The 14,759-nt window shown below is 70.0% G+C and carries 10 protein-coding genes; 9 read left to right on the top strand and 1 reads right to left on the bottom strand.

Annotated features, from left to right (window positions below):
• Positions 1 to 68 precede the first annotated feature (68 nt).
• The 7 genes from IF12_RS0114930 to IF12_RS0114900 all read left to right on the top strand — a co-directional run bounded on the left by IF12_RS0114930 (position 69) and on the right by IF12_RS0114900 (position 11,791).
• Positions 69 to 3,872: a hypothetical protein gene (locus IF12_RS0114930; protein WP_030159669.1), complete on the top strand. Its 3,804-nt coding sequence runs from the start codon at positions 69 to 71 to the stop codon at positions 3,870 to 3,872.
• Positions 3,873 to 4,034: 162 nt separating this feature from the next.
• Entirely contained in the window at positions 4,035 to 4,289 is a 255-nt protein-coding gene (locus tag IF12_RS0114925; protein ID WP_030159668.1) for a hypothetical protein, read from the top strand.
• A gap of 395 nt (positions 4,290 to 4,684) precedes the next feature.
• Positions 4,685 to 6,112, top strand: coding sequence for a glycoside hydrolase family 43 protein (locus IF12_RS0114920; RefSeq protein WP_030159667.1), 1,428 nt, complete (start codon positions 4,685 to 4,687; stop codon positions 6,110 to 6,112).
• Between the two features lie 30 nt (positions 6,113 to 6,142).
• The gene (locus IF12_RS0114915; protein ID WP_030159666.1) at positions 6,143 to 7,510 is read left to right on the top strand and encodes a glycoside hydrolase family 43 protein; all 1,368 of its coding nucleotides are present in this window, start codon (positions 6,143 to 6,145) and stop codon (positions 7,508 to 7,510) included.
• A gap of 449 nt (positions 7,511 to 7,959) precedes the next feature.
• Entirely contained in the window at positions 7,960 to 8,922 is a 963-nt protein-coding gene (locus tag IF12_RS23145) for an RICIN domain-containing protein (RefSeq protein ID WP_197034737.1), read from the top strand.
• Between the two features lie 118 nt (positions 8,923 to 9,040).
• Positions 9,041 to 10,462, top strand: a complete 1,422-nt coding sequence (locus IF12_RS0114905; RefSeq protein ID WP_030159665.1) for an RICIN domain-containing protein — start codon at positions 9,041 to 9,043, stop codon at positions 10,460 to 10,462.
• 165 nt (positions 10,463 to 10,627) lie between these two features.
• Positions 10,628 to 11,791 carry an ROK family protein gene (locus tag IF12_RS0114900; protein ID WP_166659601.1) on the top strand — a complete coding sequence of 388 codons (1,164 nt, stop codon included), beginning with the start codon at positions 10,628 to 10,630 and terminating at the stop codon, positions 11,789 to 11,791.
• Positions 11,792 to 11,794: 3 nt separating this feature from the next.
• Here IF12_RS0114900 and IF12_RS0114895 read toward each other — a convergent pair whose 3' ends face one another.
• Positions 11,795 to 12,820, bottom strand: coding sequence for a LacI family DNA-binding transcriptional regulator (locus IF12_RS0114895; protein WP_030159662.1), 1,026 nt, complete (start codon positions 12,818 to 12,820; stop codon positions 11,795 to 11,797).
• 179 nt (positions 12,821 to 12,999) lie between these two features.
• On the opposite strand from IF12_RS0114895, the gene IF12_RS0114890 reads away from it, so the two are divergent.
• Positions 13,000 to 14,094, top strand: a complete 1,095-nt coding sequence (locus tag IF12_RS0114890; protein WP_081913622.1) for a non-reducing end alpha-L-arabinofuranosidase family hydrolase — start codon at positions 13,000 to 13,002, stop codon at positions 14,092 to 14,094.
• Between the two features lie 223 nt (positions 14,095 to 14,317).
• A complete protein-coding gene (locus IF12_RS26670) occupies positions 14,318 to 14,689 on the top strand; it encodes a nuclear transport factor 2 family protein (RefSeq protein ID WP_081913621.1) in 372 nt (123 codons plus the stop codon).
• Positions 14,690 to 14,759 lie beyond the last annotated feature (70 nt).

Below are 14,759 nucleotides of genomic sequence, written 5' to 3'. Positions count from 1 at the left end.
TTCCCAAGTGGACATGAGGGGTGGATACTGGCGTCCTGCGGACGCCGACCCCCGACCATGGGAGACCCATGACCGAACCGCCCCGGCTCGCGCCCGATATCGATCTTGAAGCAATCCAGACGCAGGCCGAGTTCGCCGCCGCGTTCGAAGCACTCCACGAGCAGTCCGGACTGTCCTACGAGGCGGTCGCGAAGCGGGTCTCCGACACCGCGCGCATCGACAAGATCAGCGTATCCAGGTCACGGCTGAACGACTACGCCCGCGGCAGGCATCTGCCGTACGCCACGGACGACTTCGAGGCGTTCAGGAAGGTGCTGCGCGTCGGATACGGCATCGACGACCCTCCGGTCGTGGACGCCTGGATCGCGGCGGTGCTCAGAGCCAAAGGGGCGCCCCGCCAGCGAAGCGGCAGTGAGACCGTTCCGTATCCGGGCCTGCGCCCGTTCGAGAAGGACGAGCTCAAGTGGTTCTTCGGGCAGGACGAGGCGCTCAAGCGACTGCGCGAGGTGGTCGGGGCCTGCATCGCGGACCGATCGCATTCCATGCTGGTCGAAGGCCCTTCCGGCAGCGGCAAGTCCTCCCTGGTCAACGTCGCCTTGCCGGTGCTCGCCGCCGAGCTCTCGGAACCCGGCCCATGGCAGGTCCGGTACATGACCCCCGGCTCCGACCCGATCGCCGAACTGGAGACGGCCCTCGACGCCAGAGGCCAGGAGCGATGCCTGCTGGTGGTCGACCAGTTGGAGGAGATCTGGACCGAGGCCCACGACCCCCTCGCGGCGGCCGAGTTCCTCGAGCGGCTGCAAGCGGCGACCGCCGATGCGGAGCCCTCGCTGGTCGCGGTCCTCGTCGTCAGCGCGGACTTCCACCCGAAAGTGCTCGCCGACGACTACCTCGGCGGCATCGGCCTGCGCCGCAGGGTCGAGCTGACCCCGATGAACCCGGACCAGTTCAGAGCGGTCATCGCCGAGCCGGCCCGCGCCGTGAACGTGACCGTCGAGCCGGCACTGGTCTCGCTGCTGCTCAACGACATCCTGAAGACCGACCGGGAGACGGTCAGCGCACTGCCGCTGCTCGCGCTCGCACTGCACGACCTGTGGTCGCGCGGATCGCGGCGCGCGATGACCGCCGCGGACTACACCGAGGTCGGCGGCCTCAACCACATCGTCGAGCGCACCGCCGACGAGGCCATCAAGGACCTCGACGACACCGGCTTGCAGGCCGCGAGGGAGCTTCTGACCCGCATGGTCAGCGTCCAGGACGGCTTCCCGCTCACCCGCCACTGGCTCTCGAACGACGACATCGATGCGCTGCGCGCGAGGCACGCCTCGACCGACGCCGTGCTCGACCGCTTGACCGAGGCGCGGATCCTGGTGCGCGACGGGGACGAGGTGTCGCTCGCGCACGACGCGGTGCTGCACGCGTGGCCGCGGCTGCGCGACTGGATCGAGCGGGACCGGCGGCGACTCGCGGCCCGCAGCGAAATGGAGCGGCTCGTCGAACGCTGGGACCAGAGCGGGCGCGTCCGCGCGCGCCTGCTGGCCCCGCGGGCGCTCATCGCCGCGCTCGAAGAGGCCCTCGGGCCCCACCCCGACCTGTCGACGAGGCAGCGCGACTTCCTCGATGCGAGCCGCCTCAAGGCCAATCGGGCGCGCCGGGGGAAGATCGCCGTCACCGCACTGGTGACGGGTCTGGTCCTCGGCCTCGCCGCGAGCCTGCTGACGGTGGTGGACCAGAACGCCGCCGCCGAGCGCACCGCGCTCGCCGCCGAAGCCGAACGCGTCCAGGCCGAGTCCCGGATGATCGCCGCGCGGGCCGAGCGGCTTCGCGAGGCCGACCCCGCCTTGGCAGCCCAGCTCGCGGTCGCGGCGTACCGGACCCACCCCACCTCCGACGCGCGGTCCGCGCTGCTCTCCGCGACCGGCATTCCCCCGGTCACGCGCCTGCCGGTCCCCGCCGCGGACAGCGTGCTGCGGATGGCGGTCGGCCCCGAGGGCGATCTCGCCGCGGCCGCAGTGGACTCGACCACGGACGGGACCGTCCTACTGTGGAACACCGCCGACCCTTACGACCCCGAACTCCTCGCCACCTCGCTGCCCGGCGTCGACGGCGCGATCCTGACCGTCGCGTTCGCCTCCGACGGCAAGCTCTACAGCGCCACGCGAAGCGGCGAAGTGCACCTCCACGAGGTCTCCACGACGGAAGCACCGCGCCTCACCTCGTCGGCGGTCGGCTCGACCAGCGGCTACAACGCCGTCGCAGTCCACGAGCAGGCCGGGATCGTCGCCGCCGCCGGTCCCGACACGCGGATCTGGCTGTGGAAGGACCTCGACCTCTCCGGAACGCCCCTGCTCCTGGAAGGCACCGGCGCCGACATCGGCAGCCTCGCCTTCAGCTCCGACGGCTCCCGACTGGCGGCCGCGACCGCGAACGGCGAAGTCGCCCTGCACGACCTCGCCGACGCCGACGCGTCCACACCGCCGACCGTCCTTGACGCCGGATACGACCGGCACCTCGACGTCGCCTTCAGCTCCGACGGTGCGCTGCTCGCCGCCGGGACCTCGACCGGCCCGGTAGCGCTCTGGGACCTCGAAGGCGAACCTTCGCCGCCGCGGATCCTCGAAGGACCCGAAGCCGGATGGGCGACCGGGGTCGCGTTCCTGCCCGGCAGCCCGTTCCTCGTGGCCTCGGCCCAGGACGGCCTGTGGATGTGGAACCTCGACACCGGCGCCAAGCCCTCGCACCTCCCGAGCAGCGGCAACGGCCAGCATCTGACGGTCAACCCGCTCGACGGGGCGGTGTTCGCCGGATACGGCGACGGCAGGGTCGAGCGCTGGCAACTGCCGGGGACGACGCTCAACGCCGCCACCGGTCCGATCCGCAACATCGAGTTCTTCCCGGACGCGTCCACGTTCGTCGCCGCCACCAGCAACCGCTCGATCTGGATGTGGGAGGTCACCGAACACGGCGGCTCCCCGACACTGCTGCGGCAGTTGGAATCCCCCGATCCGGACGACGGCCTCATCGGCAGCCTGTCGGTCAACCACGACGGGACCCTCCTGGCCGGCGGCGGCAGGAAGGGCACGATCTGGCTGTGGGACCTGGAGGGCCTGGACTCGGAGCCGACCGCGTTGTCCGGGTTCGACACCATGCCCTACCAAGTCGTCTTCTCGCCGGTCGGCGACCGGCTCGCCGCCGTGGGCGAGGACGGTTCCGTCGCACTGTGGGATCTCGACCAGAGCACCGATGCGGTGCTGGTGCAGCAGGTCGCCGACCAGTGGTTGGGTGCGCTCGCGTTCGCACCGGACGGCGAGGTGCTCGTCACCGGCGGTTTCGACACGTCGGTGCGGGTCTGGGATGCGACCTCCTCGAACGAACTGGTCGAGATCACCGCGCCGCTGGAAGGATCGACCCAGCCGGTCGAGCACCTGGAGTTCAGCCACGACGGCACCCGCATCGCCGCGGCGAGCCACGACGGCAACGTGTACCTCTGGGACGCCGCGGATCTCGACGGTGCGGCACCGGTGGTGCTCCGCGGCAACAACGTCTGGATGGCGACGGTGGCGTTCAGCCCGGACGACTCCCTCCTGGCCGGGGCGAGCGCCGACGGCAGCGCCCTCCTCTGGGACCTCGCCGACCCCGAGAACCCGCAGCGCCACGCGATGGTGACGGGCGTGACGCCCCCGCTCACCACGGTCGACTTCAGCGCCGACGGCACCATGCTCGCGGGGGCCGGCGGCGATGCGGTGGCCCGGTGGTGGCTGACCGATCCGGACGCGGCGGCCGCGGTCATCTGCGCCGCGGCGGGGGCGGGCATCAGCGAGGACGAGTGGCGTGTGCACCTGCCGAGCCTGCGTTACCGGCCGCCGTGCTGATGCCCACGGCGTAGCGCCGTCCGGACTCCATCCGGTGCGGCGCCGCTTCGTCCAGTCTTCATCCGGACTCGTCTTCAATCCTTCCTTTCAGACCTATGAGCTGGCAGTCTGCACCTGTCAGGCGCATTCGCGCCCCTCACCCAATCCCTGAAAGGTTCCACAATGCGCAATCGATTCGCCTCGGTCGCCCGCCGGACGGCGGCCGCCGTCATCGCGGCGGCCTTCGCCGTCCTCCTCTTCGCCGCTCCGGTGGCCGCCGCACCCGAAACAAACGACCACGGTCAGGTGTCAGAGCTGGAGGCGCGCCGCAGCTCCGGCAAGGGCTCGACAGTGCTCGTCGTCGGCGGGGGCGCGGTGGTGGCCGCGGTCGTCTACCGCGTCGCCCAGTGGCGCAGCAACAACAAGGACCCGCGATAGCCGCGGGACGGCCACGGACCTGACCGACTGACCGGCAGCACCCCGGCCGCGCTTCGCGGCCGGGGCTCGTGCGAGCTCAGGACGGGACGCAGGCGATCCAGGAGAACGGGAGGGCGCGCCCGTCCAGTGCGGCCGCAGCGGAAGAAGATATTGAAACACTTGACTTTCTCTATGGGTTGTCGTTACCTTGAGAGGAACCGGCACTGTGGGCGGTGCGCCGGGCGATCTTCTCGCGCAGGCCCTCCCCGTTGTCGGTCGGTACCCAATGGTCTTGTGCCACAACCGAACCTGATCGCAACCGCCGGACGACACCCCATCGCGACAAGCCGGATAACCGCCTCGATATCCCTATGTGATCGCTAACTCGATCCACGCCTCCAGAAAGGCACACGCACATGTCCCGACAGCTCTCACGCAGGGGCCTCCTCCTCGGCGCCGCCTCGCTCGCCGGAGCCCCGCTGCTCGCCTCCCTGCCCCTGCCCGCCGCCGCGCAGACCGCCTACGCCAGCTACCTGCTGGTCCACTTCACCGGCGAGTCCTCCGACGGCGAGCAGATCTACCTCTCCCACAGCGACAACGGCCTCAACTGGACCGACCTCAACGGCGGGGGCGTGGTCCTGCGCTCGGCCATCGGCACCCGCGGCGTCCGCGACCCCATCTTGGTGCGCTCGCCCCAAGGCGACCGCTACTGGATCGTCGCCACCGACCTGCGCATCGCCTCCGGCACCTCCTGGGACGACGCCTCCAACCGCGGCAGCCTCGATCTCGTCGTGTGGGAGTCCACCGACCTCGTCAACTGGGGCACCCCGCGCCTGCTCAACGTCGCCGGGTCCATCAGCGCCGCGGGCAACGCCTGGGCCCCCGAAGCGATCTGGGACTCCTCCGCCGGCAACTACGTCCTCTACTGGGCCACCAACTCCACCCTCAACGGCATCAGGAAGGCCCGCATCTGGTACTCGCGCACCAGCGACTTCCGCTCGATCACCGCCCCGCAGGTCTACATCGACCGCCCCGGCAACCAGGGCCTCATCGACACCCAGATCATCGAGGCCAACGCCGGCCCCTACCGCTACTACCGGGCCTCCAAGGAAGGCAACATCACCCTCGAAGGCTCCAACTCGATCATCGGCGGCTGGAACGCGATCGGCGACCTCTCCCACCTCGGCACCGTCAGCACCCAGGTCGAAGGCCCCATGTGGGCGAAGTTCAACGACCGCAACGAATGGGCCCTGTGGCTCGACCAGTACGCCACCGGCCGCGGCTACATGCCCGTCGCCACCACCGCCCCCGGCACCGCCTCCTCCTACCGCACCGTCTCCGGCTACAACCTCGGCGGCACCCACAAGCGCCACGGCTTCATCCTCAACCTCACCGCCGCCGAACGCGGCCGCGTCCTCGGCCGCTGGGGCACGGCCCAGTACCAGCGCCTCCAGTCCTACAACTTCCAGGACCGCTACGTGCGCCACTACAACATGGACGTGCGCATCGACCCCAACCCGAGCCCGGCCCAGGACGCCCACTTCCGCGTCCTCCCCGGCCTCGCCGGCACCGGCACCGTCTCCTTCGAATCGGTGAACTACCCCGGACACTTCCTGCGCCACAGCAACTTCGACTTCGCACTGGCCGCCGACGACGGCTCCTCCTCCTTCGCGCAGGACGCCACGTTCCGCCAGGTCGCCGGCCTCGCCAACTCCTCGTGGAGCTCCTTCCAGTCCTACAACCACTCAGGCCGCTACCTCCGCCACTACAACTACGAGCTGCGACTCGACCCCGTCGGCGACGACACCGCCCGCGCCGACGCCACCTTCCGACTCGTCTCCTGAGCGCCCTCCCCTCACACCGAAAGGCCCCCCATGGCATCCCGCAGGACCATGCTCGCCGCGGCGCTCGCCTCCGCCACCGCCGCGGCCCTCCCCGCAGGACCGGCCTCCGCGCAGTCCACCGCCGCCTACGCGATGGCGTACTTCAAGGAGTCCCCCGACGAGACCGACGACAGCTACGCCCTGCACCTGGCCGTCAGCGACGACGGCCTGGACTGGACCCCGCTGAACCAGAACGCCCCGGTCGCCACCCCCACCGCCGGAACCCGGGGACTGCGCGACCCGTTCATCATCCGCAAGCAGACCGGCGGCTTCACCGTCCTCGCCACCGACCTGCGCGGGCGCGTGTTCAACCTCAACAACCAGTACCTGCACGTGTGGGACTCGGCCGACCTCACGGGCTTCACCGGCTACCGCCGAGTCCGCCTGCACGACATGCCGACCCACACCTGGGCCCCCACGGCCTTCTGGGACCCGTCCCGAAACCGCTACGGCGTGGTCTACTCCGCCCACAACGGCACCCGCGACGTCCTCATGGTCAACTACACCGCCGACTTCACCGACATGGGCGGCCCGCAGGTCTACTTCGACGCCGGCGCCAACATCCTCGACGGCGACGTCCTCGCCCATGGCGGCAACTTCTACCTCGCCTACAAGCACCTCGACAACGGCAACCTCTACGTCGCCCGCTCCACGACCGGCGCACCGGGCAGCTACACCACCATCACCGGTGGGCTGCGCCAAGGCGGCGCCATCGAAGCGCCCATCCTCGTCAAGTCCAACGCGGGCGACACCTTCTGGCTCTGGGGCGACTCCTTCGCCCCGTCGAACGCCGTGTTCTACGCCTGGCGGTCATCCAATATCGACAGTGACTCGTGGACAGCTCTCAACCTGCGCGACTACACCGCGCCGATCAGCGCCAAACACGCCGGGATCATCCCCGTCACCGCCGCCGAACGCGACGCGATGGTCCAGCGCTGGGGCGCGCCCCAATGGATCCGGCTCAAGTCCCACAACTTCCCCGACCGCTTCGTGCGCCACGCCGGCAACCTCGCCAGGATCGACCCCTACCCGATGGAGCCGCCCGCCGACCAGCGCTGGCGGCTCGTCGCCGGGCTCGCCGACGCCGCGGGCGTCTCCTTCGAATCGGTCAACTTCCCCGGACGCTACCTGCGGCACGCGAACTACGCGGTGCGCCTCGACGCGAACGACGGCACCTCGCAGTTCGCGCAGGACGCCACGTTCCACCGCACCGCGGGCCTGGCCGACGCCGCATGGGCCTCGTTCCGCTCCCACAACCTGCCGGACCGGTACGTGCGCCACTCCGGCTACGCCCTCCGCGTCGACCCGATCGCCGACGCCGGAGGGAGGGCCGACGCGACCTTCCGGATCACCTCCTGACCCACCGCAATCCACCCGCTCCCACGTGCACCGCCGCACGAGACTGGACGAGAACATGCGATCCGAACGACACACCGAACCGACCCGGCGCCGCCTGCGCCGCCTCCTGCTCACCGTCCTCGCCTCGCTGGCACTGGTACCCGCGACGGTGCTGACGGGCGCCGCGCCCGCGAACGCCGCCACCAGCGACTTCAGGGGCCTGAACTGGGCGGTGCTGGGGGACAACTTCAGCACCGGCCCCCTCGTGCTCCACGGCCTGAGCGCCTCCGACAGTTATGAGACCGTGCGGGCCAAGGCCAACGCCATCTACGACGACATGGCCTCGACCGTCGGCGCCAACACCGTCCGCCTCCCGATCAACACCCATCGACGCCGCGACCGACCGCGGCTTCAAGGTCATCCTCGCCTACTGGGAGGACGGCGCGGCCTCGGGCGGGCGCATCACCAACATGGCCGCCTTCAACACCATGTGGTCCACCGTCACCAGCCAGTACGGCTCCAACAGCCGGGTCTACTTCTCGGCCCCGGCCGGGCGGGTCCTCATCGGCGGCACCGGCTACAGCCAGGACCTGCGCCCGATCTGCGACGACGCCCGCTTCAACGGCACGCTCCTGTCCTTCCACCACTACGCGTTCTTCTACGGCGAGAACGACTACGCCGGATGGCGCAGCCACGTCCAGACCCGCCTGGGCAACTGCGCCTCGCGCGCGGTCGTCACCGAGTTCGGCGCCCCCATGGACAACGGGCTGAACTACGCCAGCGCCACCACCGGCGACAACTTCGTCAACCACATCCGCGCCGTCACCGACGTCATGCGCGCCAACGGCATGGGCGGCACCTACTGGCCCGCGATCGGCGGCAAGCCCGGCAGCATCGGCTATGACTGGTACTCGATGTACGCCCTCAGCGGCAGCGGCGCCAATCTGAACCTGACGGTGCGCAACAACTCCGGCGCCGACCGCCTCCAGTACGCCTGGGGCGACGACATCGGAGGCGGCGGCAGCACCACAGTAGACCTCCGCAACCGCAACTCGGGCAAGTGCGTCGACGTGGTCGGCGGCTCCTCGGCCAACGGCGCGGAGATCATCCAGTACGACTGCCATGGCGGCTCCAACCAGCAGTGGGAACTCGCGAACGCGGGCGGCGGCTACTACCGGATCGTCTCAGAGGCCTCCGGCAAGTGCCTCGACGTGGACGCCGCCTCGACCGCGAACAACGCGCGAATCCTGTTGTGGACGTGCAACGGCGGCACCAACCAGCAGTGGCAACTGCGCACCACCGGCAACTACGTGGAGATCGTGGCCCGGCACTCCGGCAAGTGCCTCGACGTGATCAGCTCCTCGACCGCGAACGGGACCCGCTTGCAGCAGTACGACTGCGTCGGCGGCACCAACCAGCACTGGAGCGCGTGACCCGCAGCCGCAAGCCCGCCGGTGCCGTCCGGACCGAGACCCCGGGCGGCACCGGCCCTCAAACCACTCCGATCCCCTCGCACGACCGAAACCGACACACCGGAAAGGTACGAGCCTCATGAGAACGGCATGGAAGGCCGCGCTCCTCGGAGCCGTGGCGTCGCTGCTGCTCGCGCTGGGCGTCGCGCCCGCGCAGGCGGCGCCGCAGACCTTCGTCAACGGCAGCCAGATCACGACGACGAACGGCTCCCTGATGCACGCCCACGGCGGCGGGGTCATCAAGGAGGGGAACTACTACTACATGGTCGGCGAGCAGCGCGTGAGCGGCGGCTCGCTGTTCCAGGCGGTCTCCATGTACCGCTCGACCGACCTCGTCAACTGGACCCACGTCAACGACATCCTCACCCGCACTTCCCATCCCGACCTGAACCCGGCGAACATCGAGCGTCCCAAGGTCGTCTACAACGCCGAGTACGACCACTACGTCCTGTGGGCCCACAAGGAGAACGGCTCCGACTACGGCGACGCCGAAGTGGCCGTGGCCGTCTCGGACACGATCGACGGCGATTACACCTACCAGGGCTCGTTCCGGCCGCTCGGCCACATGTCGCGCGACTCCACCGTCTTCGTCGACACCGACGGCGCCGCCTACCTCATCTCGGCGGCCCGGGAGAACTACGACCTGCACATCTACCGCCTCTCGGACGACTACCTCCGCGTCGAGACGCTCGTGCACCAGTTCGTGGGCGACCACCGCGAGGCCCCGGCGGTCTTCAAGCGCGGCGGCACCTACTTCCTGGTCACCTCCGGGGCCACCGGCTGGAACCCGAACCAGACGAAGTACGCCACGACCACGAACTTCCCGTCGGGCTCGTGGAGCGGCTGGCAGAACCTCGGCGACGCCACCACCTACGGCTCCCAGTCGACCTACGTGCTCGAGATCGCCGGCTCCCAGACCACGTCCTATCTGTACATGGGCGACCGGTGGGCCGGCGCCTGGGGCGGCACGCCGAACGAGTCGGGCTACGTGTGGCTGCCGCTGTGGTTCCCGTCGAACTCGACGCTCGCCATGGACTGGCACTCCCAGGTCACCATCGACACCGCGACCGGCGAGGTCACCGGCAGCGGCAGCGACGCCACGGACATCCGCGGCCGCAACTCCGGCAAGTGCGTGGACGTGGTGAACGGCTCCTCGGCCGACGGGACGGAGATCATCCAGTACGACTGCCACGGCGGCTCCAACCAGCAGTGGGAGCTCATCGACGCCGGGGGCGGCTACCACCGGATCGTCTCGCAGGCCTCCGGCAAGTGCCTCGACGTGGACGCCGCCTCGACGGCGAACAACGCCCGGGTCCTCCTGTGGTCCTGCAACGGCGGCACCAATCAGCAGTGGCAGTTGCGCACCACCGGCAACTACGTGGAGATCGTGGCCCGGCACTCGGGCAAGTGCCTCGACGTGATCAGCTCCTCGACCGCGAACGGCGCCCGTTTGCAGCAGTACGACTGCGTCGGCGGCGCCAACCAGCACTGGACCGTGTAAGCATCCCCTGGACCGGTGGCGCCCGCACCCGACCGCGGACGCCACCGGCCCCGACTCACCGCGCCCGATGCTTCGTTCAACCCATGTGCAAAGGGGTGCGGTCCGCGTAGGCTTCCTTCCATGCAGTCCTCCTCCCGCGGCATCCGCCTTCGAAACTGTTTTTCGATGCTCAGGCATCTCCTCGCGGACCACCCCTCCTCCCGGCCGCACCTGGCGGTGAAGACCGGCCTCAGCGTCGCCACCGTCTCGAACCTGGTCGCGGAGCTGATCGACCTCGGCGTGGTGGTCGAGGCCGGATGGGAGGACTCCGGCGGCGGCAGGCCGCGAATGCTGCTGGCGCCCAACACCGAAGGCGGGGTCCTCATCGGCGTGGACGTCGCCACCACCTACGTCAAGTTCGAGGCCTACGACCTCGCACTGCAAGTGCTGCACCGCATCGAGGAGCAGGTGGACCTGGCCGAGGACACCCCCGAGAAGCTGCTGGACCACATCGCCTCGGGGATGGCGGACCTGCGCGGGCGCCTCGCCGGACGCGAGATCCTCGGCCTCGGCGTGAGCCTGCCCGGCCAGGTCGACGTCGCCGGGGGCATCTCCGTGTTCACCCCCAACTGGAACTGGCGCGATGTGGCCTTCAAGCAGTTGCTGGCCGAACGGCTCGGCCTCGAAGCGCCCATCTACCTGGACAACTCGCTGAAGACCGTGACCGCGGGCGAGCTGTGGTTCGGCGACGGCCGCGGCGTCGAGCGGCTCGCCGTCGTCGTCCTCGGCACCGGCGTCGGCGTCGGGCTCGCCTTCGACGGGAAGCTCTACCGCGGCGCCACCAACTCGGCGGGGGAGTGGGGCCACACCGTCATCGACGCCGACGGCCCGGTGTGTCGATGCGGGCGCCGCGGCTGCATCGAGGCCCGCATCGGCGCCCCCGCGATTCTCCGCGAGTGGGCCGCGGCCTCCGGCGGCGCGCACGAATGGGACACGCAGGAGAGCGGGATCGAGGCCCTCGTCGACGCCTGGAAGGCCGGCGAGGAGCCCGCGGTCCGGACGGTCGAGGCGACCGCCCGCTATATGGCGATCGGCGTCGCCAACCTCGTCAACCTCGTCAACCCCGACCTGGTGGTGTTCACCGGATGGGTCTCCAGCGTCCTGGGCGAGGCGCTGCTCCCCGAACTCGAGGCCCGCCTCGGCGACCACGTGCTCGAATCGGCCCTCGGCGCGCTCCGCGTCAAACTCGACGAGCAGAGCCGCAACATGGTCCTCCTCGGCGCGGCGGCCCTCGCCCTGGAAGGGCACCTCAACGGCATCAAGTCCATCGGCTCGCGCTCGCGCCCCTGACGCCTACTCCGGAGCGCCGGTGCTCCGGCGCACGACCAGCGCCGTGGCGAGCTCCCGCCGCTGCTGCGCGAGCGGCTCGCCCGAGGCGAGCGCGACGACCATGTCCGCGGCGGCGGACCCCATCTCCTTGAGGGGCTGGCGGATCGTGGTGAGCGGCGGGATCATCCACTTCGCGTCGGGGAGGTCGTCGAAGCCGACGACGCTGAGGTCCTCGGGGATGCGCACGCCCAGCTCCGCCGCGGCGTGGTAGACCCCCACCGCCGTGCCGTCGTTGCACGCGAAGACGGCCGTCGGCGGGTCGTCTAGGCGCAGGAGCGCCCGGGCGTGCTCGCGCCCGCCCTCGATCATGAAGTCCCCGTGGCGTTCGAGCTCCGGATGCAGGGCGGCGCCCGCGAGCTCCAGACCGGCGCGGAAGCCGTCGAGCCGGGCCCGGCTGGCCTCCATGTGGTCGGGCCCGGTGATGACCGCGATGCGCCGGTGCCCCAGGCCCACGAGGTGCCGCGCCGCCGTGAGCCCGCCGTTCCAACTGCTCGCGCCCACCGAGGGCGCGTCGTGGTCGGGGTCGCCGGTCGGGTCCAGCAGCACCAGCGGGATGTCGCGGCTGTAGAGCCGCTCGCTCTGCTCGACCGTGAGCCCGGAGAACACGGAGACCACGCCGACCGGGCGGCGGGCGAGCACGTCCTCGATCCAGCCCTGCCCGGGCGTGTGGCGACCGCCGAGCTCGGAGACGACCACGCCGAGCCGGTGCTCGCGGGCCACCTCCTCGACGCCGTTGAGGATCTCGATCGCGTAGAGGCCGCGCAGCTCGTGGAAGAGCACGTCGATGAGCGCCGACGACTTCGTGGGGCGGCGCTGGCGCCGGTAGCCGTGGCTCCGGATGAGGTCCTCGACCTGCTCGCGGGTCGCGGCGGCGACGTCGGAGCGGCCGTTGACGACCTTGGAGACGGTGGCGGTGGAGACTCCCGCGAGGGCCGCGAGCTGCGCGATCGTCAAGGGACCTTCGGGAGCGGGGGCAGGGGTGGGGCTCATCGCGGCAGTCTAACGACAAGCGCCCCACCCGTTCCAAGTTCGTCCGGAACGTTGACTTGGTATTGATGGATATCTATAGTTTCAGGTATCTAAGTTTCGAATCCCAATCCGAACGTTTCGAGACGCGCTCACGGCTGTGAGCGATAACAGCACCGAAGGAATCGAAGGAAAGGCCCTCCATGAGACGAACACTCGGCACCAGGTCCCTCGGGACGCTCGCGGCGCTCGCCGCGGTGGCGTCCCTCGCCGCCGGCACGCTCACCGCCTCCGCCCAGGCCGCGGAGGAGGTGGACAAAATTGAGGCCCAGGCGCTTCCGACGAGCTACCAGTGGGAGTCCTCGGGGGAGCTCATCGGCCCCAAGCCGGACGCCTCCCACAACGTGGTCTCGGCCAAGGACCCGACGGTGGTCCAGGATTCGAGCGGGAAGTGGCACGTGTTCTTCACCGTCGCGAACACCGCCGGGAACTGGAGTCTGGCCTACACCGGCTTCGACGACTGGAGCCAGGCCTCGGCCGCGCCGCACACCTTCCTCGACACGAACCCGAACATCGGCTCCCGGTACGCCGCTGCCCCGCACGTGTTCTACTTCGAGCCCGACGGGCTGTGGTACCTCGTCTACCAGACCGGCCTGCCCTCGTATTCGACCACGTCGGACATCAACGACCCCGGCAGCTGGTCGGCGCCGCGGAACTTCCAGGAGTCGATGCCCGACATCGTCCGCGACAACATCGGCGACGGCCACTGGCTCGACTACTGGGTCATCTGCGACGACGCGAAGTGCCACCTGTTCTCGGCCGACGACAACGGGCACGTCTACCGGGCGGAGACGACCCTGGGGCAGTTCCCGAACGGCTTCACGAACACGCAGATCGTCTTGCAGGACACCAAGAACAACCTCTTCGAGGGCGGCGCGGTCTACAAGCTCGACGACACCGGGACCTACCTGCTCATCTGGGAGTCGATCGGCTCGGACGGCGCCCGCTACTACCGCTCCTACACCGCGGACGGCATCGAGGGACAGTGGAGCCCGCAGGCGACGAGCCAGAACGCGCCGTTCGCCGGCGCCGCGAACGTGACCTTCCCGGGCGGGGCCTGGACGACGGACATCAGCCACGGCGAGCTGCTGCGGTCGGGCGCCGACCAGACGATGCCGCTCGACACCGGCGACCTCCAGCTGCTCTACCAGGGCCGCGACCCGAACTCCGGCGGCAGCTACTCGCAGCTCCCGTACCGCCTCGGCCTGCTCACCCTCCAAGGCGGCGCCGCGTGCTGACCCCGTCGCCCGCGACCGTCGGCACCAACTCAGGTCTCGCCGACCTCCGCGAGGACTCCCGGACCTGACCGATCAGGGACCGGACCGGGTCGGGCGCAGCGCTCCCGCACCGCCCGGTCCGGTCCCGCCTCCAACATGGACACTCACGACCACGGGAGACCGGATCAGGCATTCATAGGCGTACCAGGCCCGCCTGCGCTCCGCTGGCGATACGTTGGGGGCCATGACCGACTTCGACGAGTTGTTGCGGATCGAGCACGACGGCTGGCGTTCGCTGTGCGAGGGCACCGGCGCGGACTTCTACGGGTCGATCATGACCGCGGACGGCCGCATGGTTTTGGCCCACGGCGTCGCCATGGACCGCTCGGCAGTCGTCTCCTCGCTCGGCGACGCGCCGCCTTGGGCGAGCTACGAGATCACCGACGCGCGCCGCATACCGCTCGGCGACGACGCCGCCGCTCTCACCTACACCGGTCGGGCCGCCCGTGAGGGCGCCGCTCCGTTCGTCGCACTGATGTCCTCGACGTACGTGCGCACCGCCGCCGGCTGGCGGCTGGCCCTGTACCAGCAGACGCCGATCCCCGACGCGGACTGAGCGGTCCTATCTGTTGCGGGGGACTTGCGGCTTAACGGGTTCAGCTCCGGTAACGCGCTCGGCGGGGGCC

It is taken from the genome of Glycomyces sp. NRRL B-16210, assembly GCF_000719515.1.
In the GTDB taxonomy this organism is placed as follows: Bacteria; Actinomycetota; Actinomycetes; order Mycobacteriales; family Micromonosporaceae; genus Glycomyces.
Note: the sequence above shows the minus strand (reverse complement) of the source record. Positions and strands in the feature narration are given on the sequence as shown.